19 protein-coding genes and 5 tRNA genes are annotated in these 20,421 nt (G+C 44.8%); 18 read left to right on the top strand and 6 right to left on the bottom strand.

What is annotated here, in order from left to right:
* Positions 1–3: 3 nt before the first annotated feature.
* Genes hemC through ACYVGZ_RS04165 form a run of 4 tightly spaced genes read left to right on the top strand, consistent with a single transcriptional unit; the run spans position 4 to position 4,272 of the window.
* Complete coding sequence (gene hemC, locus ACYVGZ_RS04180; RefSeq protein WP_460751642.1) at positions 4–930, top strand: hydroxymethylbilane synthase; 927 nt, start codon at positions 4–6, stop codon at positions 928–930.
* A gap of 3 nt (positions 931–933) precedes the next feature.
* Entirely contained in the window at positions 934–1,680 is a 747-nt protein-coding gene (locus tag ACYVGZ_RS04175) for a uroporphyrinogen-III synthase (protein WP_460751639.1), read from the top strand.
* Between the two features lie 4 nt (positions 1,681–1,684).
* Positions 1,685–3,037, top strand: coding sequence for a uroporphyrinogen-III C-methyltransferase (locus tag ACYVGZ_RS04170; RefSeq protein ID WP_460751636.1), 1,353 nt, complete (start codon positions 1,685–1,687; stop codon positions 3,035–3,037).
* A complete protein-coding gene (locus ACYVGZ_RS04165; RefSeq protein WP_460751633.1) occupies positions 3,034–4,272 on the top strand; it encodes a heme biosynthesis HemY N-terminal domain-containing protein in 1,239 nt (412 codons plus the stop codon). The genes ACYVGZ_RS04170 and ACYVGZ_RS04165 overlap by 4 nt, the downstream gene beginning before the upstream one ends.
* Before the next feature lie 41 nt (positions 4,273–4,313).
* Here ACYVGZ_RS04165 and ACYVGZ_RS04160 read toward each other — a convergent pair whose 3' ends face one another.
* Both ACYVGZ_RS04160 and ACYVGZ_RS04155 read right to left on the bottom strand, forming a co-directional pair.
* Positions 4,314–5,222: a hypothetical protein gene (locus tag ACYVGZ_RS04160; RefSeq protein WP_460751631.1), complete on the bottom strand. Its 909-nt coding sequence runs from the start codon at positions 5,220–5,222 to the stop codon at positions 4,314–4,316.
* 32 nt (positions 5,223–5,254) lie between these two features.
* Positions 5,255–5,437 carry a hypothetical protein gene (locus ACYVGZ_RS04155; RefSeq protein ID WP_460751628.1) on the bottom strand — a complete coding sequence of 61 codons (183 nt, stop codon included), beginning with the start codon at positions 5,435–5,437 and terminating at the stop codon, positions 5,255–5,257.
* A 92-nt stretch (positions 5,438–5,529) separates the two neighbouring features.
* Here ACYVGZ_RS04155 and yaaA point away from each other — a divergent pair, with 92 nt between their 5' ends.
* Complete coding sequence (yaaA, locus tag ACYVGZ_RS04150; RefSeq protein WP_460751626.1) at positions 5,530–6,309, top strand: peroxide stress protein YaaA; 780 nt, start codon at positions 5,530–5,532, stop codon at positions 6,307–6,309.
* Between the two features lie 42 nt (positions 6,310–6,351).
* Here yaaA and prmC read toward each other — a convergent pair whose 3' ends face one another.
* Genes prmC through hemA form a run of 3 tightly spaced genes read right to left on the bottom strand, consistent with a single transcriptional unit; the run spans position 6,352 to position 9,566 of the window.
* A complete protein-coding gene (prmC, locus tag ACYVGZ_RS04145; protein WP_460751623.1) occupies positions 6,352–7,194 on the bottom strand; it encodes a peptide chain release factor N(5)-glutamine methyltransferase in 843 nt (280 codons plus the stop codon).
* Between the two features lie 12 nt (positions 7,195–7,206).
* Positions 7,207–8,295: a peptide chain release factor 1 gene (prfA, locus tag ACYVGZ_RS04140; protein ID WP_460751621.1), complete on the bottom strand. Its 1,089-nt coding sequence runs from the start codon at positions 8,293–8,295 to the stop codon at positions 7,207–7,209.
* Positions 8,296–8,297: 2 nt separating this feature from the next.
* Positions 8,298–9,566 (bottom strand): glutamyl-tRNA reductase, encoded by a 1,269-nt coding sequence (gene hemA, locus ACYVGZ_RS04135; protein ID WP_460751618.1) that lies wholly within the window; start codon positions 9,564–9,566, stop codon positions 8,298–8,300.
* Between the two features lie 218 nt (positions 9,567–9,784).
* On the opposite strand from hemA, the gene ACYVGZ_RS04130 reads away from it, so the two are divergent.
* The 13 genes from ACYVGZ_RS04130 (at position 9,785) to ACYVGZ_RS04070 (ending at position 17,722) form a co-directional block, all read left to right on the top strand.
* Positions 9,785–11,584: a tetratricopeptide repeat protein gene (locus ACYVGZ_RS04130; protein WP_460751615.1), complete on the top strand. Its 1,800-nt coding sequence runs from the start codon at positions 9,785–9,787 to the stop codon at positions 11,582–11,584.
* 3 nt (positions 11,585–11,587) lie between these two features.
* Positions 11,588–12,160 (top strand): lipoprotein insertase outer membrane protein LolB, encoded by a 573-nt coding sequence (gene lolB / locus ACYVGZ_RS04125; protein WP_460751612.1) that lies wholly within the window; start codon positions 11,588–11,590, stop codon positions 12,158–12,160.
* Positions 12,145–13,020 carry a 4-(cytidine 5'-diphospho)-2-C-methyl-D-erythritol kinase gene (ispE, locus tag ACYVGZ_RS04120; RefSeq protein WP_460751610.1) on the top strand — a complete coding sequence of 292 codons (876 nt, stop codon included), beginning with the start codon at positions 12,145–12,147 and terminating at the stop codon, positions 13,018–13,020. The genes lolB and ispE overlap by 16 nt, the downstream gene beginning before the upstream one ends.
* Before the next feature lie 64 nt (positions 13,021–13,084).
* The gene (locus ACYVGZ_RS04115) at positions 13,085–14,032 is read left to right on the top strand and encodes a ribose-phosphate diphosphokinase (protein ID WP_460751607.1); all 948 of its coding nucleotides are present in this window, start codon (positions 13,085–13,087) and stop codon (positions 14,030–14,032) included.
* A 69-nt stretch (positions 14,033–14,101) separates the two neighbouring features.
* Positions 14,102–14,680: a 50S ribosomal protein L25/general stress protein Ctc gene (locus ACYVGZ_RS04110; RefSeq protein ID WP_460751604.1), complete on the top strand. Its 579-nt coding sequence runs from the start codon at positions 14,102–14,104 to the stop codon at positions 14,678–14,680.
* 19 nt (positions 14,681–14,699) lie between these two features.
* Positions 14,700–15,284 (top strand): aminoacyl-tRNA hydrolase, encoded by a 585-nt coding sequence (pth, locus tag ACYVGZ_RS04105; RefSeq protein WP_460751602.1) that lies wholly within the window; start codon positions 14,700–14,702, stop codon positions 15,282–15,284.
* Positions 15,285–15,308: 24 nt separating this feature from the next.
* Positions 15,309–16,400: a redox-regulated ATPase YchF gene (gene ychF / locus ACYVGZ_RS04100; protein WP_460751599.1), complete on the top strand. Its 1,092-nt coding sequence runs from the start codon at positions 15,309–15,311 to the stop codon at positions 16,398–16,400.
* A 111-nt stretch (positions 16,401–16,511) separates the two neighbouring features.
* Positions 16,512–16,586 (top strand) — tRNA-Gln (locus ACYVGZ_RS04095).
* Between the two features lie 10 nt (positions 16,587–16,596).
* Positions 16,597–16,673, top strand: a tRNA-Met gene (locus tag ACYVGZ_RS04090).
* 15 nt (positions 16,674–16,688) lie between these two features.
* Positions 16,689–16,763 (top strand) — tRNA-Gln (locus tag ACYVGZ_RS04085).
* 20 nt (positions 16,764–16,783) lie between these two features.
* Positions 16,784–16,860: transfer RNA gene (locus ACYVGZ_RS04080), tRNA-Met, on the top strand.
* Between the two features lie 17 nt (positions 16,861–16,877).
* Positions 16,878–16,952: transfer RNA gene (locus tag ACYVGZ_RS04075), tRNA-Gln, on the top strand.
* 104 nt (positions 16,953–17,056) lie between these two features.
* The gene (locus ACYVGZ_RS04070; RefSeq protein WP_460751597.1) at positions 17,057–17,722 is read left to right on the top strand and encodes a TIGR04219 family outer membrane beta-barrel protein; all 666 of its coding nucleotides are present in this window, start codon (positions 17,057–17,059) and stop codon (positions 17,720–17,722) included.
* A gap of 95 nt (positions 17,723–17,817) precedes the next feature.
* Here ACYVGZ_RS04070 and clpB read toward each other — a convergent pair whose 3' ends face one another.
* Complete coding sequence (clpB, locus tag ACYVGZ_RS04065) at positions 17,818–20,394, bottom strand: ATP-dependent chaperone ClpB (RefSeq protein WP_460751594.1); 2,577 nt, start codon at positions 20,392–20,394, stop codon at positions 17,818–17,820.
* Positions 20,395–20,421: the final 27 nt, after the last annotated feature.

Below are 20,421 nucleotides of genomic sequence, written 5' to 3'. Positions count from 1 at the left end.
ACAGTGAAAGATAAAATTGTGATTGCCACCCGAGAAAGTCAGTTAGCCCTATGGCAAGCAAACAACATTAAAGACCAACTCTTGAGTCATTACCCAAATCTTAGCGTTGAGCTACTTGGTATGACCACAAAAGGCGATCAAATTTTAGACTCCCCCCTTTCCAAGATAGGGGGTAAAGGCTTATTTGTTAAAGAACTTGAAACGGCGCTAATGGATGGACGAGCAGACATTGCGGTTCACTCAATGAAAGATGTTCCTATGCAGTTCCCTGATGGGCTCGAACTTGCGGTAATTTGTGAACGAGAAGACCCAAGCGATGCCTTTGTATCCAATCAATATAACACTTTAGCTGAACTACCAGATGGCGCGATTGTTGGTACTTCCAGCTTGCGCCGTGCCTGCCAACTACAAACTCTATATCCTCATCTTGTTATCAAAGAACTGCGTGGTAACGTTAATACTCGTCTAGCCAAGCTCGATAACAAAGAATACGACGCCATTATTCTAGCGTCTGCCGGTTTAATACGACTTAAAATGGAAGACAGAATCGCCCAACGCATTCCTGATACCATCAGTTTACCTGCCGGTGGCCAAGGGGCAATGGGCATAGAGTGTCGAAGCGACGACCAAGACACCATTTCCATGCTCCAAACTGTAAAGCATCAAGAGACAAGCTACCGAGTGATGGCGGAACGGGCTGTAAACGAAAGATTAAATGGTGGCTGCCAAGCTCCCATTGCCTGCTTTGCTTTACTCGAAGATAACGAGCTTTGGATTAGAGGATTAGTCGGCAGTCCGGATGGCAAACAAATGCTCACTAGCGAGATCCGTGGCCCCAAAGAACAAGGTATTGAACTGGGCATTCAACTAGCAGAAGACCTCCTCAAACAAGGCGCAGATCGTATTCTAGCGGCTATCCAAGGCAGCTAGGCAATGGGTTATCAGATACTCGTTACACGTCCCGAACCAGAGAACACATTAACCTGCCGTGCAATAGAGCATGTCGGACATCGCCCTATTGCTTTACCCATGTTAGAAATAACACCTATTACCGACCAAGCAAGCCAAGCAGCCATTCGCTCGCAAATATTTAATATCGATGAGTTTCACTATGTCATCTTCGTCAGCAAGAACGCCGCTCGAATCGCCTGTGACTATTTAGACGAATGCTGGCCAATGCTCCCTGTCGGTGTTCATTGGCTAGGTATTGGCCAAGGCACAACACAAGCTCTTATTGATCAAGGTATTCCCGCCTTGTCTCACCCAGGCCACACCAGCGAAGAGCTTTTACATTGGTTAAAGCCTGCTAGAATGAGAGATCAAAAAATTCTTATTGTCAGAGGGGTTGGTGGTCGTACCACTTTAGGCGACAGCTTAATCGCCCGTGGTGCTAAAGTAAGCTACCTTAACCTCTACGAAAGAAAAAAACCTACTTATTTTGCTCAAACATTCACTATGTTGCCCGATATCAATATGATATGGGTTACCAGTGGCGAAGGTCTGAGCAACTTAACGGACTATGCCCAACAATATATGCCGAGCTGGTTTACATTGCCTATTATGACACCAAGTGCAAGAGTAACCGCTCAAGCAAAGAGTCTAGAATGGACCAACGTAATATGCTCTAGCGGAGCAGACGACACTAGCCTGATCGCCGCGACGAACCTTTATAAAGGATGATCGAATGACAGAAAAAAATGAGCCAAACAACGAATTAAAACAGGCTGAAACAACTCCTATGGATAACACTCCTCCTTCATTCGCACAGCTCGACAATAATCAACCAGAGCAGGAACACTCTTCCAGGCAAACTAAGCATACTGTCAGTTTTGTCGCTTTAGGGACTTCCATTGCGGCACTGTTAGCAAGCGGTTGGATTTACTACCAAAGCAGCCAAGCCTCCCATGACCTTGAGATTGCGCAACTCAAAACACATTATTCAACGGTTAGCCGTACTCTAGAGGCGTTAAAAACCCCAAATCAACAGTTGCAAACAGTGCAACAAAACCTAGCTAAACAGCAGCAATACTTCCAACAACAAAATAAAGACTTTGCTGAGCAAAGCGAAACACAACAGCAACAGATCAGCCAACTGCAAGCCAAGGTAAACCGCTTAACCAATACGACTAAAGAAGATTGGAAATTAGCAGAAGCTGAGTACCTCGTTCGTTTGGCAAGCCAACGCTTATTATTAGAGTCTGATAGCCAAGGCTCTGAAGCCTTGTTAAGCAATGCTGATGACATTCTTAAAAGCCTGGAGGACCCAATCGTCTTCGATGCTCGCAAAGCCATAGCAGCGGATATTCAAGCACTTAAAGCCATTGACCATTTTGATCTTGAAGGCCAATACTTAAAATTAGACGCCCTATATCATGCAATTAACACTCTTCCGCAAAGAGAGCCATCAAAAGCTTGGCAAGCCACCCAGACAAACGATTCTGAATCTGACACCACGCCCAATGACAACACCTTTAACAGCACGCTCAATGAACTGTGGCAATCATTGAAATCTTTAGTGGTTATCAACTATCAAAGCAAACCCATTGAAGCTTTATTGCCACCAGCCCAATACCAACAGCTTATTACTGGATTACAGCTACAAATAGATGTCGCCCAAGTCTCTATGGTAAAAGGAGAAAACGACATTTACCAAAACGCTTTAGAGCGCGTTGCAAAAGCGGTTACTGAGCATTTCGACACAAATTCCAACAGTGTGACAAGCTTTCTTGCTACCTTGACAGAATTACAGCAGCTCAACCCGTCTCCTGAACTTCCATCGCCACGTAATTCTCTTATTGAAATGATGCAACTTGCTAATGCATGGAAAGACAGATCTTCTCAAAACACTGAGGAAGAGCAAGAAAAAACGCAAGAAGCGGCGACCATTGACAACACTACCGCTACAGAAGCCGAAGCCGAAGCCGAAATTACGGGGTCAGACTTATTAGAAGAGCAAACAGAAGACAAACTCCCTACCAATACGCTTAAGCAAGAAGCCCAGCCTGACAATACCGCCAAGACAGGAGCACAAGCATGAGAAAATCCCTCTTTCTACTTGTGATTGTCATGGCCGTGGGCGGAGTTTTAGGTCTACTAATGCGCCAAGACAGTGGTTATGTTTTGATTGCTTACAACAACGTCACCATTGAAACCAGCCTTTGGGTATTGGTTGCCTTAATGGTGGTCGCATTATTTGTTATGAGCTGGGTCAAGCGCATCTTATTCATAGCCTTAAGACCCAGCAGTTCGATCGCAAAAGTAACTGATAGTTTGGCTCAAAAACGCGCTTCAAGAAACACTATTCGCGGCATGCTAGAACTCATTGGTGGAAACTGGCGTAAAGCTGAAAAGCTGCTAACAAACAGTGCTGAACGAGTCCCCTACCCGCTTATCAACTACATTGGTGCCGCTTATGCGGCCAGTGAGCAAGATGAGCATGAACGCTCTAAATCTTTGTTGCGCAGTGCTCACCAAAAAACACCTGAAGCGGAGTTCGCCATTAGTTTTGCCCAAAGCCAAATTCAGATGCGCCAAAAGCATTACGAGAGCGCACTGGCATCTCTGTTGCGCTTACAAAAGTTAAAACCGAAGCATAAACAAACTCTGAAAATGCTGGTCACTGTCTACACACAACTAAAAGACTGGGATGCTTTGCTCGCCCTTACTCCTACTCTTAAGAAATACGGCATATTCGATCACGATAACCTTTTTGAGCTCGAAAAAAATGCTTTTCTAGCCCTGTTAGACAACATTAAATTTCGTAATAAGCTTGGCGAAGGAGACAAAAACCTTGTCAGTGAAGTCGAATCGTTGTGGCGCAAGTTAGATTCATTGGATGATGATGAACGTATGCAAACTCTTTATGCCCAAACGTTAATCACCTTTGGCGATGACAGTAAAGCAGAAAGTTTTATTCGCTCTTGCTTAAACAAACACTGGTCTGAAGCCTTAATTTATGAATACGGCAATCTCAATATAGAGAATGCGAAGAAGCTCTTAAGCCAATGCGAAAACTGGTTAAAGAAAGAAACGGACAGCGCCAACTTGTATTTAGTTTGTGGACGCTTTAGTCAGTGCCTACAACTTTGGGGCAAAGCAAAAGATTACTACGAGAAAGCGTTTTCTCTTGACCCTCAAAATGAAGCACTGGTTGAACTAGGACGCCTGTTACAGGCTATGGGGGATGAAAAATCCAACCAAGAAATGGTGCGCATTAGCTTACAACAAGCAAGCCACCAGCTAAAACCATTACCACTTCCCCACCTTCACTAACAAATCCCTAGGCGCTAACCATTAGCGCCTAGCGTACTTCATCATCTCATTACGCGATTAAGCCAACGCACAATGACTGGTAGCAAATACGTCGGCAGCTGTAAGGCCCCCAGTAATGGAATAAATGCGGGACCCAATAAGCTCCCTGCAATGGTGTAAGTCAGTAGCACATTACGGTTAGTTGAGGTTAATGCCGCCGTTAACGCTATTTCTTTTCCTTGATTACGATAAACGATAAAAGCACCAACAAACAAGATGACACATAAGCCGATGGCAATGAGCAAATAGTTTAGTGCAACTAAAGGGTCCTCATCAAAAGCGACTCGAAAACCACCAATCAAACCAAAAGGGAAAGTAAAAACCAGAATTATGGTATAAGGGGACACTTTTTGAAGCAGGGAATTCAAGGATTTTTCCGGCATCAAAGCATGCACCACAAAAGAAAAAACCATAGGCCCAAAGATAAAGACCACCAAGCGCAAGAAATAGGTTTGTAGATCCAGGCTTACTTCATTGTCTTGAAACAGCATCAATGTGATAAAAATACTCACTGGCAATATCAAGGTGGTTGCAATGGTCATGGCCATCGCTTGAAGTGCATCAAAACCTAATGCTCTCACTATCGCTGGTGTGGCAAACAAAGATCCTGTTGCCGCTGCAGCAACACAAGCTAGCAACAAGTCTGGGGAGAACGATAGAAAATAACCAAGCAGCGCCACGATAAACATCATGCCAAAGCTATGTAAACAGGCGAAGCGCCAAACTGAATAGGACTTTAAACGCTCAATAAGCTGGCGCTGTTTCATACCCAGCAAGGTTAGAGTCATTAGAAGAAACAGAGAAATGGGTAAGTACGGAAATAAAGCTAATGATGCAGAAGGTAATAAAAAACCCAAAATTGCTGTGACAAACATCAGCAATAAGGAATGGCGCACAATGAAACCGAGCAAGAAAAACTCCTAGAAATACAGCAAATAACTTATTATTTTTTAGCGATATTTAAACGCTTGTTATTTTCAGGCAGCTCAGCCAGTTCAATAGGCCAACGCTCTCTAGCCTGATCAAATTTGTCGCGCAATTGAGCAACCTCTTCCAGCGCGACTTCCTTGTCTTTATGCTTAGAACGCCGCTCAATAGAAGGAAAGGGGATTAAATTATCTCTCATAATTTCTCTCTATTAAGACTACCTCTAGATATCTATCGACACTCTATGGATAATCTTGAATAAACGCAAACAAAGAGTCTAAGATACTTATTATGAAAATTCTAATTTCACCGGCTAAAACATTGGACCTAACGTCTGAGCCGAATAGCAACAGGTTCTCTACCCCCAAATTGCTCGAACACTCCCAGCAACTCATTGATACTATTAAAGACTACTCTCCTGCCGATATCGCCAGCCTAATGAAGCTAAGCGACAAACTGTCTACTTTAAATGTATCACGCTACCAAGAATGGCAACAGGAGCACAGCAAAGCAAATAGCCGCCCAGCTGTTTACACCTTCATGGGAGATGTTTACACCGGGCTAGACGCCTACACACTTAGCGAGCAAGACATTGATGAAGCTCAACAACGGCTTCGCATTCTGAGCGGTTTATACGGCCTTCTTAAACCACTAGATCTGATGCAGGCCTACCGACTTGAAATGGGCACTAAACTCGCCAACAGCCGTGGAAAAAATCTTTATGAATTCTGGGGCGACATCATTGTAGAGCAACTCAATTCAGAACTGGCTGAAGAGGAACTTCTTATTAACCTTGCTTCCAATGAATACTTCAAAGCGGTTAATAAGCGCAAACTCAATAACACACTGATCACACCTGTTTTCTTAGACGAGAAGAACGGACAATACAAAGTTATCAGTTTCTACGCCAAAAAAGCCCGTGGCTTAATGGCCCGATATCTTATCCAGGCACCATGTGAAGACCTGGAAAGCGTGAAACAATTCAGTCTGGCTGGTTATCGCTATGATGAGCAAACCTCAACCCCGAATGAGCCTGTATTCAAACGTTCTGAAGAATTTCATAACAAATAGGTTGAAACGTTAATGCGATAACGTCGGCAGGCTGTTATTGCATTAACTTGGCTTTATTCCTAGCGTGACTCTGTCTTTTCCTGCGTAATCTTGAAAGCTCTCGACGCCGTGGTAGCCATACCGCTTGAAAAGGTCCCGAACTGACTCAGCTTGATCATAACCATGCTCAAAAACAAGCCGGGCATTCGGCGCAAGGTAGCGAGGCGCTTGCTCAATAATAAGTCGAATATCTTGCAAGCCATGCTCAGCACTGACTAAAGCACTTTTTGGTTCAAATCGAACATCCCCTTGATGAAGGTGTTCGTCATCAGGGTCAATATAAGGAGGGTTAGAGACAATCAAATCAAAGGCCTCTTCAGGAGGTAAACGGTCAAACCAACAACTCTGGTGAAAATTAACCGACAGCTGATTTTTCAACGCATTGCTTTGTGCTAAAGCAACCGCCTCAGGCACAAGGTCAACACCAACAACAGAGGCATTCGGCACTTCTTTGGCAAGAGCCAGTGCTATAGCCCCAGTGCCAGTCCCCAAGTCTAAAATACGATTAACCTGGGTTTGATCGATACACTCTAAGGCAACCTCAACTAGGCGCTCAGTATCTGGACGCGGAATCAGTGTACAAGGAGCCACATCAAGATCCAGCGTCCAAAACGCTTGTTCACCCAGTAAATAAGCCACCGGTTCGCCATCTATTCGACGCACTAAGAGACGTTCAAATTGCTCCACATCCGAATCATTCACTTCACGCTCAGGCCAAGTAAACAAATAGGATGTGGTAACTTTTAGTACATGCGATAAGATCAGCTGAGCATCAAGCAAAGCAGTTTCAGAACCCTGCTGCAAACGCTCAGTTGCCTGTTTTAATACACTGTCAATTCGAGCCATAAGTCAGTCGAATTAACCTTCACCGCTCAAGGTAGCTAGCTGCTCAGCCTGGAACTCGTTCACAAGAGGGTTAATCAGAACATCCAAGTCCCCTGTAACGATTTCATCTAGCTTGTACAAGGTAAGGTTAATACGGTGATCTGTAACACGCCCTTGAGGGTAGTTGTAAGTACGAATACGCTCAGAGCGGTCGCCACTTCCCACTAGAGATTTACGAGCTTCAGACTGCTCACTGGCCGCTTTCTCTTGCTCAGCAGCCAATAGTCGAGAGGCCAGTAAAGACATCGCTTTAGCACGGTTTTTATGCTGTGAGCGCTCATCCTGACACTCAACTACAACGCCAGTAGGAATGTGTGTAATACGAATTGCTGAATCCGTTTTGTTGACGTGCTGACCACCCGCACCTGACGCCCTAAAGGTATCAACACGCAAGTCAGCCTTATTAATATCCACACCCTCCACTTCGTCCATTTCTGGCATGATAGCCACAGTACACGCAGAGGTATGAATACGCCCTTGAGACTCAGTTGCAGGCACTCGTTGTACTCGATGCGCACCAGATTCAAACTTAAGCTTTGAATAGGCCCCGTCACCAACGATACGCGCAATCACTTCTTTATAACCGCCATGCTCACCTTCACTGGCACTCACAATTTCTACCTTCCAGCGCTGTGTTTCAGCATAACGTGAATACATGCGGAATAAGTCGCCAGAGAAAATAGACGCCTCATCACCACCTGTACCAGCACGTACTTCTAAAAACACATTGCGAGAATCGTTAGGGTCTTTCGGCAGCAACAGTTTTTGCAAGGTGAGCTGGAGCGTTTCTTGTTGTTGTTGGCCAGCTTTCATTTCTTCCACACCCATCTCTTTAATATCTGGGTCGGAGTCCGTCATCATGACTTCTGCTTCTTCAATGTTTTCAAGAACTTGTTGGTATTCTTCAAAGCACTTCACGACAGGTTCAAGTTCGGCGTACTCTTTTGAATACGTGCGAAATAAATCCTGATCCATAATGACATCGGCTTCACTCAATAAAGCAGCCAATTCCTCATAGCGCTCAGACAAACTTTCTAATTTAAACTTAATAGAGTCTTTCATTGTTAATTTTCTTTTTCTTCATCAATACCCAAAACATTCGACGCAATCTTTAATGCCTGTTGATCAGCGTCAGCACCCGCATCACGTAAATACCGTGTTGGGGCATGAATGAGTTTATTCATTAAATTATGAGCAAACTTGTTTAGAACTTGTTCCGGTGCCTGACCGGATTCTAAACTTTTAATGGCTTTGTCTAACTCAGCTTGTTTAATCGATTGAGCAGAGTCTCGAAAGGTAACAATCAAGTCTGATACTTTTCGAGACTCAACACCGCGACGATAAGTCGCCACACCTTCATCTATAATACTTTCTGCTGCTTTAGCGGCGTCATGACGGGCCTTAACATTCTCCTCAATCACAGAATGTAGGTCATCAACCGTATATAGATAAGCATCTCTTACATCTTCTACTTCTGGTTCAATATCTCGCGGAACAGCAATATCAACCAGCAACATAGGCGAGTGACGGCGCTGTTGTGTCGCCTTCTCCACCATCCCTTTACCAATGATCGGAAGTTGACTCGCTGTCGACGAAATGACGATATCAGCCTGACCTAAATACTCCCCGACATCCCCCAGCAAAATGGCTTCAGCTCCTAGGTCATGGGCAAGCTTTTGGGCGCGTGCTAGAGTGCGGTTGGCGACTATAATACGTTTAACACCACTTTCTCGTAAGTGCTGCGCCACCAGCTCAATTGTTTGGCCAGCACCCAGAAGCAAAGCCGTCGATTTTTTCACATCCGCAAAAATACGTTGTGCTAGGCTCACGGCAGCAAACGCAATTGAAACCGGGTTCTCACCTATGGCCGTGTCCGTGCGGACACGTTTTGCGACAGAAAATACCTTTTGAAACAAGCTTTCCAGCTCACTCCCAATACAAGCACCTTCTTGAGACACTGCGTAGGCCGATTTTACTTGACCAAGAATTTGCGGCTCACCCAATACTAAAGAGTCGAGGCCAGATGCCACACGCATAACATGGCGAACACTTTCATCGTCATTGTAGGCATAACAATATTGCTTGAGTTCAGCGATATCTAGCTGATGATACTCCCCTAACCAGGTCACTAGATCGTCGGCTTTATCAATACTTTCTGAGGCACAGTAAAGTTCAGTGCGATTACAGGTAGAAACAATCACCGCTTCGCTTGCCAGCTTTTGCGACACGATGGATGACAACGCATCGATCATTTTTTCTGGCGCAAAAGCAACTCGCTCCCTAATCGATACAGGTGCTGTTTTGTGGTTAACGCCCACGGTAATTAGTGACATTCAGAAACTCTTATCAAGGGTCGACATTAAGGCATACATGGAAAGGTAACACGTTTGCTCCGACTCATTTGTCGTTATGGTTCATCATTATACGAGAATCTGGCACCTTTTCGTACCAGTTAGATTAATAAATCTCATAGGAATAATTCATACATATAGCTGACATCAGAGCCTTAGGGCGCTAATATGAGGTTTAATGTACAAGAGTTGGCAAAGAAATGTTACTGAAAAGTCGAACTAAAAAGCAGATTTCAAGAGCAGGTTCAATTAAGAACAGCGTCTTACTGTCTGTTATTTGCTTTTCATTAAGCGCTTGTCAAACAACTGAAAAGTCTATCTCGCCCGTCGTCTCTAAACCTCGATCAGCCCCTACTGATGAAACTGAGGTGAGCCGCAGCTCTAGTGAATTTATCAGCGCTCTACTCGCTGCGGAATTTACGCTACAACGTGAAGGAGCTGATGCAGCCTATCCCCAATTCTATGCTTTAGCCAGTGAATACCGAGACCCAAAACTCATTCGACAATTGTCTCAAGTGGCGATTGCGACTCAAAATACGTCCAGAATTCTTCACAGCACAGATTTATGGCTGACCTTAGAACCAAAATCTAGCCAAGCTTACGCATTAAAATTTCAAATACTCATCAAAGCAGATCAAAAAGACAGCGCAGCAGCCTTGCTAACGAGTGCAGAACAGAATCAAGTAGAATTGGTTTTTCTACCAGCCTACCTAGAACAGCATATAAGTGACGAAAAAGTCGTTCATTGTATTTCTGAAACCCTCAAGGCGCTCCCTAAAAGCACCAGCAATAACCACCAAGTCATTTTAACAGCCGCTCGGCTCAGTTACTTAAATGGGGAATTTCAAGCATCTGTTGACGCTATTGATAAACTCTCTAAAGAACAGCCAGACAGCTTATCTGAAAATGCTTACCTAATTTCAGCATACAGCCATGAAAAGCTGGGTCAGAGTTCTGAAGCGATAAAAACGCTACAGGCTTCTTTGCAACGACACCCTAACAGCCAGTTAACGCTAAGCCCGCTACTTGAGCTCTTGACGATCGGAGGGCAAGCCGAGCAAGCCTATTCTTTATATTTGGAACATGCCCCTGAATCTGAAAATGCGTTTACTGCCGGCATTCAATTTGGCCGCATACTGTTAGCCAACAAGCACCCCCAATTGGCACTCAATGTTATTCGTCAACTACCCCGTTCCCAACCAGGCCTTAACGAACAAAAGGTTTATTTAGAAGCCGTAGCTTTGTTTGAATTGGGCAAGACAAACCAAGCCATAGAAACAATGCTAACGGTGCAAGGGGCACTTAAAGCTAACGCCACAGAGCAAACAGCGAAATGGCTATACCATGATCAACGCGAAAATGAGATAAACGCTATCGCCATTCAGCGCTTAAGCCGCGAAAACGCACCAGAAGAACTAGCAACCATAAGCCGTTTACACAATCAATTCAGTAATCAGAAACTGTCTTTCGAGCTCCTTTCTCAGGCGCTTTTGCTTTACCCAGAATCAGATTCAGTGCGTTATCAAAAAGCTTTACTTGCTGACTTACTGGGTAACTGGCAAGAGGCTGAAAAAGAATTCCTGTGGTTGCTGCAAAAAGATCCGCTTAATCCTCGTTATCTGAATGCACTTGGCTACACCTTGCTGGTGCGCACAACCCGAGTGAATGAAGCGATGGACTATATTGAGCAGGCTTATGAACAATCAAGCAACGACCCGGCTATTATAGACAGTTTAGGTTGGGGCTTTTTTATTATGGGCGAGCTAGAACAAGCTGCTTACTATCTTAAAAAAGCATGGACGATCTTACCCGACCCTGAAATTGCCGCTCACTATGGCGAGGCACTTTGGGCGCAAAAAAACTATCAACAAGCTGTAAATGTTTGGCAAGCGGCTTTAAGTCAGTCTCCGGATGCCCCTATACTACAAGAAACTATTAATCGTTTATCACCCAGTTTGTTTCAGTACGCTTCGCAGCCAACGGACTCTAAGGATAACTAGATAATGCCAATTCGCCTTCCACTGCTGTTATTAATCAGCCTAGTGATTGCCGCTTGTAGCAGCCAACCCAATATCTCCACACCTACTCCTACAAGTGTAGAAGCCATAAGCCACTGGGATATTTCAGGCCGCATTGGTATTCGTACTCAAGACGATGCGGTATCTGGCAATTTTAGTTGGCAACAGACTCCCCAAGATTTTTCTTTGGATATTGTTGGACCATTTGGGCAAGGAGCCACATCGTTGTCTGGCACAAATCATGAGATGGTTACACTCACTTATAAAGACCAAGTCGTCAGTGCAACAGACGCCACCACACTGTTGCAACAAGAGCTCGGCTGGGAGTTTCCTGTTGAGCAAGCGGTTTACTGGGTGCGCGGACTAGCCAGCCCTAACTCAACAGCCAACAATGAATTCGATGAATCAGGTCAGCTAGCCCAACTACAACAAGACGGTTGGCAGATCCAATATCGAAATTACACCGAGATCAGCGGTTTATCGCTGCCTCAACGCATTCAAATCTCTAAGCCCCCTTTTCGAGTTAGCTTAATAATTAATCAATGGACAATTCAATAAGTACACTAACACTGCCGTCTCCTGCCAAGCTCAATCTTTTTCTACATATAAATGGGCAAAGACAAGACGGCTATCATGAACTACAAACGATATTTCAATTCTTAGATTTATCAGACCAGTTAACATTTCACCGAACCGAGACACCAGGCATCACCCTTTCCCCACCTATACCGGGTGTCGCGGACGAAGATAACCTGATTGTAAAAGCCGCCAAAGCACTATTACCCTATCAAGCAAACTCTTGCTTTGGAGTACAGATTGACTTAGTAAAGCAACTTCCTATGGGTGGAGGCATTGGCGGCGGGAGCTCTAACGCTGCGACCACCTTACTAGCCTTAAACACTTTATGGGACTGCCAATTATCCTTAGACAAATTGGCTCAGATTGGCAGTCTGCTTGGTGCCGATGTAGCCGTTTTTGTGAAAGGGTTTTCTGCCTTTGCTGAAGGCATTGGTGACATACTGCACCCTATTGAACCAGTAACGCCTTACTACCTTCTTGTAAAACCGGATTGCCATGTTTCTACTGTCCAAATTTTTACCGATAAGTATTTGACAAGAGACACCCCGCCCATCAAAATATCGCACGCCTTGAAGCTGGATGGGCATAATGACTGTTTGGAAGTGGTTCTCAAGTACAATCCTGAGGTAAAAGACGCTTACTTTTGGTTAAAAGAGCACGGAAATGCGAAATTAACCGGTACAGGAGCTTGTTTATTCCTTGCATTCGACAATTGGCAGGATGCTGAAAACGTGAGGTTATCTGTCCCAGATAAATGGCAGGCTTGGGTTTGTCAGGGGTGTAACGTGTCACCCACTCATAGAGCACTTAACCAGTGGATTGAGCAACAAGGAGTCTAGTAGATACATTTCTACAGCCTCGCCAGTCTATTTTCATCGCTACAAAATACAAAGGGTATACAAAGTGTCCAAGTTGATGGTTTTTACCGGTAATGCAAACCCTGAACTCGCTCGCAGAGTGGTACGCCGCTTAGGGCTTCCAATTGGAAATGCAACAGTAGGTAAGTTTAGCGACGGAGAAATCACTGTCGAAATCAATGAAAACGTTCGCGGTAAAGATGTTTTCATTATCCAATCCACCTGCGCCCCAAGCAATGACAACCTAATGGAACTGATTGTCATGGCCGACGCTTTACGTCGCGCCTCTGCTACTCGAGTGACCGCTGTTATCCCTTACTTTGGTTATGCTCGTCAAGATCGACGTGTACGCTCTGCAAGGGTCCCGATTACTGCTAAGGTCGTAGCTGACATGATCTCTGCAGTGGGAATCAATCGTGTATTAACCGTTGACCTACACGCAGACCAAGTACAAGGTTTTTTTGATATTCCAGTTGATAACGTATATGCTACGCCGCTCTTACTGGATGACCTGCAACGCCAAGGCCACAATAACATCACTGTCGTCTCTCCAGATGTTGGTGGTGTGGTACGTGCCCGCGCCTTTGCTAAGCTTTTAGATGATGCAGATTTAGCCATCATCGATAAACGCCGTCCACGTGCCAATGAAGCGCAAATCATGCATTTGATTGGTGATGTTGAAGGTAAGACTTGTGTCCTAGTGGATGACATGTGTGATACTGGTGGCACTCTTTGCGCCGCTGCAAAAGCACTAAAAGAACACGGCGCTGAAAAAGTGCTTGCTTACTGTACTCACCCAGTACTGTCTGGCAAAGCCATTGATAACATTTCGAATTCCGTGCTCGATGAGTTGGTTGTGACTGATACCATCCCATTGACACCTGAGGCACTTAAGTGTACTCAAATCCGCCAATTGTCGATGTCTGACATTATGGCTGAGGCTGTTCGTCGCGTCTGCAACGAAGAGTCTATTAGTGCTATGTTTGGAGCCTAAACCAAACACTTTCGCTCGGAATGGGTCGCAGTTCTGGGCATTTAACTTATGAACAATTAGGAAATTAAAATGACATTATCTATTAATGCCGAAGCACGTAACCTAGAAGGTAAAGGTGCGAGCCGCCGCCTTCGCAACCAAGGTCAAGTACCTGCTGTAATCTACGGCGGTGACGCTGAGCCACAATCTGTTGCTTTTAAGGATAACGAGCTTGTTAAAGCCGTTGCTACTCCTGGCTTCCTAACAGGTCTTATCGAAGTATCTGTTGCTGGTAAAGCTGAAAAAGTAATTGTTAAAGCGCTACAACGTCACCCAGCTACAGGCGCAGTAATGCACCTTGACCTACTACGTGCTCAAGAAGACAAAGTTCTTACAACTCGCGTACCTTTAACTTTCGCTGGCGCTGCTAAGAGCGAAGGCGTGAGCAAACAAGGTGGTCGTCTAACAATTGAAGCTAAGCTTGCTGAAGTACGTTGCCTACCTGCAAACCTTCCAGAAGCCTTGACTGTTGATGCTAGCCAAGCTCAACTAGGTCAAATCTTCCACTTGTCTGACGCTCAACTTCCTGAAGGCGTTGAACTTGTTGCTTTGCTTAAAGGCGCTGATCACGACCAACCAATTGGCCGTATCGAGAAGTCTAAGCGTTAATATCATTGAAGGTGGCATTGTGACTGGTTATAAACTATTAGTCGGCCTGGGTAATCCTGGCAGCGAATATGAAAACACTCGTCATAATGCAGGCGCTCAGTGGATAGAGGCATTGGCTCAGCAGAGCCAATGCCTTCTTCGTTTAGAAAAGAAATTTTTTGGCTTATTTGGAAAAGTTTCTATAGCTGGTGAAGAATGTTTCCTTCTTATTCCCACCACCTATATGAATTTAAGCGGCAAAGCCGTACAAGCCGTCTGCCAATTCTACAAAATCCTCCCTCAAGAAGTCTTAGTCATTCATGATGAACTAGACATTCCTCCTGGCAGCGTCAAATTAAAGAAAGGCGGAGGACACGGTGGCCACAATGGCCTGAAAGACATCATCGCAAAACTTGGCAACAATAAAGATTTTACACGTTTACGCATCGGTATAGGCCACCCAGGCCACGCTAGCCAAGTTGCTAACTATGTTTTAAAGAAAGCCGCTCCAACCGAATACACCAAGATAATGCAGACGATTGATGAATCTTTGCGCTATCAAGATGACATAGTAAAAGGCGACTTGAGCCGTGTCATGAATCAACTTCATAGCTATAAAGCTTAACCTTACGATTTCAGGAATTTCATTATGGGTTTTAATTGCGGCATCGTTGGCTTACCTAACGTTGGTAAATCCACTCTATTTAATGCTTTAACAAAAGCAGGTATTGGAGCAGAAAACTTCCCTTTCTGTACTATTGAGCCAAACGCAGGCGTGGTTGCCATGCCTGACCCAAGACTCAACGCCTTAGCTGATATTATTAGCCCTGAGAAGGTCATCGCCACCACTATGGAGTTCGTCGATATTGCTGGGTTGGTTGAAGGTGCGTCAAAAGGGGAAGGTCTGGGCAATAAGTTTCTTGCCAATATTCGCGAAACCGATGCCATTGCACACGTCGTGCGCTGTTTTGAAGACGACAACGTCATTCACGTTGCCAATCATGTGAACCCTAAAGCCGATATTGAGGTTATTAACCTCGAATTGATCTTCGCAGATATTGAATCTGTTGATAAACAGCTACAGCGTACAGCAAAGAACGCCAAAAGCGGCAACAAAGAAGCCATTGCTCATAAAGCGTTCCTTGAGCGTATTAAAGCGCACTTAGAAGATGGCCTACCAGTACGCTCTATGGAGCTGACGGACGATGAGCGCAAAGAAGTGAAGCTCATGCACTTACTCACCACAAAGCCGACCATGTACATTGCTAACGTCTCTGAGGACGGTTTTGAAAACAACCCTTACCTTGACCAGGTAAAAGAGATCGCCGCAGCAGAGAGCGCAGTTGTCGTGACCATCTGCAACCAACTAGAAGCAGAAATTTCAGAGCTAGACGCTGAAGAGATGCAAGACTTCTTGGATGAAATGGGAATGGAAGAACCTGGCCTTGACCGTGTTATTCGCGCAGGTTACGAACTATTAAACTTGCAAACCTATTTCACCGCAGGTGTAAAAGAAGTTCGCGCTTGGACAGTGAAGCAAGGTGCTACTGCCCCTCAAGCGGCTGGCGTTATCCACACCGACTTCGAAAAAGGCTTTATCCGTGCTGAAGTTGTGAGCTACGACGACTTCATTAGTTACCAAGGAGAAAACGGTGCTAAAGAAGCGGGCAAATGGCGTCTTGAAGGTAAGGATTACCTAGTGAAAGACGGCGATGTTATGCATTTCCGTTTTAATGTTTAATTAAATAAAAGAATTTTAGAAAAACACTTGACCCGTTAACGGGTTATATGAATAATATCGCGCCACAGACACAGCGAAGCATTGTTTCAAAAGTGTTTGTGCCGAGATTGTTGGGGTATAGCCAAGCGGTAAGGCAACGGGTTTTGATCCCGTCATGCGTTGGTTCGAATCCAGCTACCCCAGCCACTTTCTCGAAGGCTATGTAGCTCAGTTGGTTAGAGCACATCACTCATAATGATGGGGTCACTAGTTCGAATCTAGTCATAGCCACCAACAACTCGATATTGTTGGGGTATAGCCAAGCGGTAAGGCAACGGGTTTTGATCCCGTCATGCGTTGGTTCGAATCCAGCTACCCCAGCCATCGATATCGATACAGAATTAGGCTATGTAGCTCAGTTGGTTAGAGCACATCACTCATAATGATGGGGTCACTAGTTCGAATCTAGTCATAGCCACCATTCTAATTCTTTCTAATTGGGGTATAGCCAAGCGGTAAGGCAACGGGTTTTGATCCCGTCATGCGTTGGTTCGAATCCAGCTACCCCAGCCAGAAAGCCTCTCTTTAAGTTTTTTCTTTTTTCCGTGAACTTTATTTCCATACTGCTATATAATAATTGAAAGTTATCCACCTTCTTTATTTATGGACATAAGATAATGAAAAAAGCGCTTCTTATTGCGACAGCCGCAACTGCCCTTACTGCTAACACAGCGTTTGCTGACTTGCTTGGCGCAAATGCTGAATTTGGTCTATTTGAGTCAGAAAATACTTTTTCTACTGACGACACTCGCAGCTACAACTTAGACGATGATTCTGGCCAATACTTCAGTGCCGACGTCCAACACTTTATTCCACTTATCCCTAACGTTCGTGTAGACGTTTTCAGCCTAAGCACATCAGGCACTAGCACTTCTGGCGGTACAACCACTGCAACAACTCTAGATATCGAAACGAAAGACGTCACAGGCTACTATGGCCTAGGTCTTTTATGGGTTGGCGTAGAAGGTGGTTTGACAGTTCGTAATCTAGAAATGAACTATGACATTGGCGGCACAGAAACAGAAGTCAGCAAGTCTGCTGTTCCTATGCTTTATCTAGCGGCTACTTTGTCCATTCCTGGAACTGGCATTACACTGGCAGCTGAGTCAAAAACGGTGTCTTCTTTTGACGATACAACCATTACCGACGAAATTTACAAAATTCAGTATGAAACACCTTTCTTAGTGGGTATTGAAGCCGGTTACCGAAGCCTAGAGCAAGAAGTGAAAAACACGAAGGCTGAAAACGAAGGCTACTTCATTGGGGTAACCATAGATATTTAATATCTTCCTCAGCGAAAAACGCCCCAGCCGGAATATTCCGACTGGGGCGTTTTTGTTAACAGGGATTTTTGTCGTTTATTTATTTCACAACTGGCTTATTTTTCGAAAACGATGTTGCCATCTTGCCAAGCAGCTTGAATGTCGTCACCGCTGATAAACTTGCCAGACAACAAATCACTTGCTAATGGATTTTCTATCCATTGCTGGATCGCTCGTTTAAGAGGACGAGCGCCGTACACTGGGTCGTAACCCACCTCAGCCAGCTGCTCCATCACCTCTTCACTCAAACTTAAGGTCATACCCATTTCTTTGAGACGATGACTTAATTGAGCCAGCTGAATTTTAGCAATGCCTTGTATTTGTTTTTGCATCAGCGGATGAAACACCACGGTTTCATCAATACGGTTAATAAACTCAGGTCTAAAGTGGCTAGAGACCACAGACATCACTCTTTGTTTGATCTCGTCATACTGGCTTTGTTGATTCAGGTCTTGGATCACATCGGAACCAAGATTCGAAGTCATCACAATGACGGTATTACGAAAATCAACAGTGCGTCCTTGTCCATCGGTTAAACGACCATCGTCGAGCACCTGTAATAGTATATTGAAAACATCAGTATGAGCTTTCTCAATTTCGTCTAACAATAAAACAGAATAAGGTCGCCTTCTTACTGCTTCGGTTAAATAACCGCCCTCTTCATAACCCACATAGCCTGGTGGCGCACCGATCAGCCGAGCCACGGAATGTTTTTCCATAAACTCAGACATATCAACCCGGACCATGGCTTGCTCAGTATCAAACAAAAAGCGCGCTAACGACTTACATAACTCAGTTTTACCCACACCAGTAGGCCCTAAGAAGAGAAAAGAGCCATTCGGCCTGTTAGGGTCTGCCAAACCGGAACGAGAGCGTCTAACGGCGTCTGAGACCGCCTTAACCGCTTCTTCTTGACCAATGACAGAGTCATGTAGCACAGCTTCCATTTTCAATAACTTATCGCGCTCGCCTTCTAACATTTTATCGACAGGTATCCCTGTCCAGCGAGACACAACGGTGGCGATTTCTTCTTCCGACACCTTGCGTTTAAGCAGTTGCATTTGCGCATCTTCTTCGCTTTGGCTGGCTTTTTCTATTTCCGCTTCAAGCATGGGAATGACGCCATACTGCAACTCAGACATTTTCGCCAAATTGCCTTCTCGGCGCGCTTCTTCCATTTCGTGGCGCACCGCCTCTAGCTCTTCTTTTAATTTCTGGGCCCCTTGCACAGACGCTTTCTCTGCATTCCAGATTTCTTCCAAATCTGAGAACTGTTTTTGCAACCCAGCTATGTCTGCCTGCAATTCAGATAAACGCTGTTTAGCGCCTTTGTCTTTTTCTTTTTTAAGCGCTTCTTGCTCTATTTTTAATTGAATTAAACGACGCTCTAAACGATCCATATCTTCAGGTTTAGAGTCCATTTCCATACGGATACGGCTAGCCGCCTCATCGATCAAGTCTATTGCTTTGTCCGGTAACTGGCGGTCAGTAATATAGCGCTTAGACAGCTTCGCCGCAGCAATGATGGCAGAGTCGGTAATATCAACACCATGATGGACTTCGTAGCGCTCTTTTAAGCCTCTTAAAATCGCGATCGAGTCTAACTCACTCGGCTCTTCCACCAGCACTTTTTGAAAGCGCCTTTCAAGAGCGGCATCCTTTTCTATGTATTGGCGATACTCGTCAAGAGTGGTGGCCCCGACACAATGCAACTCACCACGAGCTAATGCAGGTTTTAGCATGTTTCCTGCATCCATAGAGCCTTCTGATTTCCCAGCTCCCACCATGGTGTGAATTTCGTCAATGAATAAAATAACCTGACCTTCTTGTTTAGAAAGCTCAGAAAGAACAGCTTTTAACCTTTCTTCAAACTCGCCTCGATATTTAGCCCCAGCAATCAAGGTACCCATATCTAAGGACAATACGCGTTTATTTTTTAGCCCTTCTGGCACCTCTCCATTAATAATGCGTTGTGCCAACCCCTCAACAATGGCAGTTTTACCGACCCCTGGTTCACCTATTAGTACTGGGTTGTTTTTTCGACGACGTTGCAATACTTGAATGGTTCGGCGAATCTCATCGTCTCGACCAATTACTGGGTCCAACTTCCCTTGTGCCGCTCTTGCTGTGACATCTTGAGTGTACTTATCCAATGCTTGGCGATTCTCTTCAGCGTCTGGGTCATTGACACTGTCACCACCACGAACTTGCTCGATAATCGCAGCCACATCTTGTTTAGTTACCCCAGATGCTTTTAGTGCTTTTGCCAGCTCGTCTTTACCGTCGAACATGGCCAGCAAAAAGAGCTCCGAAGAGATAAACTGATCTTTGCGTTTTTGAGCTTCTTTGTCTGCTAAGTTTAACAAACGACCAACTTCGCTCGACATTTGCACATTGCCATCATGCTCTTTCACTTTTGGCATGGCATCTAATGTTTGAATAAGCTTTTCTTTAAAAGCGCTCACAGATAAGCCGGCTTGCTGCAAAATAGGTCGAATCCCCCCACCTTGCTGCTCAAGCATAGCCATAAAAATATGAATAGGTTCAATATAGGCATGATCATGGCCTAATGCGATAGATTGCGCATCAGAAAGAGCCATTTGTAGCTTACTGGTTAAACGGTCAATTCTCATAACGACCTCCTTATTAAAGTAAGAGTA

The sequence above is a fragment of the Marinomonas epiphytica genome (assembly GCF_054780655.1).
Note: the sequence above shows the minus strand (reverse complement) of the source record. Positions and strands in the feature narration are given on the sequence as shown.

Excerpts from the sequence above, each read along its gene's own strand:
- ACYVGZ_RS04175 (WP_460751639.1), top strand. The coding sequence starts at position 934 with ATGGGTTATCAGATACTCGTTACACGTCCCGAACCAGAGAACACATTA.
- ACYVGZ_RS04170 (WP_460751636.1), top strand. The coding sequence starts at position 1,685 with ATGACAGAAAAAAATGAGCCAAACAACGAATTAAAACAGGCTGAAACA.
- ACYVGZ_RS04165 (WP_460751633.1), top strand. The coding sequence starts at position 3,034 with ATGAGAAAATCCCTCTTTCTACTTGTGATTGTCATGGCCGTGGGCGGA.
- ACYVGZ_RS04155 (WP_460751628.1), bottom strand. The coding sequence starts at position 5,437 with ATGAGAGATAATTTAATCCCCTTTCCTTCTATTGAGCGGCGTTCTAAG.
- yaaA (WP_460751626.1), top strand. The coding sequence starts at position 5,530 with ATGAAAATTCTAATTTCACCGGCTAAAACATTGGACCTAACGTCTGAG.
- prmC (WP_460751623.1), bottom strand. The coding sequence starts at position 7,194 with ATGGCTCGAATTGACAGTGTATTAAAACAGGCAACTGAGCGTTTGCAG.
- prfA (WP_460751621.1), bottom strand. The coding sequence starts at position 8,295 with ATGAAAGACTCTATTAAGTTTAAATTAGAAAGTTTGTCTGAGCGCTAT.
- hemA (WP_460751618.1), bottom strand. The coding sequence starts at position 9,566 with ATGTCACTAATTACCGTGGGCGTTAACCACAAAACAGCACCTGTATCG.
- ACYVGZ_RS04130 (WP_460751615.1), top strand. The coding sequence starts at position 9,785 with ATGTTACTGAAAAGTCGAACTAAAAAGCAGATTTCAAGAGCAGGTTCA.
- lolB (WP_460751612.1), top strand. The coding sequence starts at position 11,588 with ATGCCAATTCGCCTTCCACTGCTGTTATTAATCAGCCTAGTGATTGCC.
- ispE (WP_460751610.1), top strand. The coding sequence starts at position 12,145 with ATGGACAATTCAATAAGTACACTAACACTGCCGTCTCCTGCCAAGCTC.
- ACYVGZ_RS04110 (WP_460751604.1), top strand. The coding sequence starts at position 14,102 with ATGACATTATCTATTAATGCCGAAGCACGTAACCTAGAAGGTAAAGGT.
- ychF (WP_460751599.1), top strand. The coding sequence starts at position 15,309 with ATGGGTTTTAATTGCGGCATCGTTGGCTTACCTAACGTTGGTAAATCC.
- ACYVGZ_RS04070 (WP_460751597.1), top strand. The coding sequence starts at position 17,057 with ATGAAAAAAGCGCTTCTTATTGCGACAGCCGCAACTGCCCTTACTGCT.
- clpB (WP_460751594.1), bottom strand. The coding sequence starts at position 20,394 with ATGAGAATTGACCGTTTAACCAGTAAGCTACAAATGGCTCTTTCTGAT.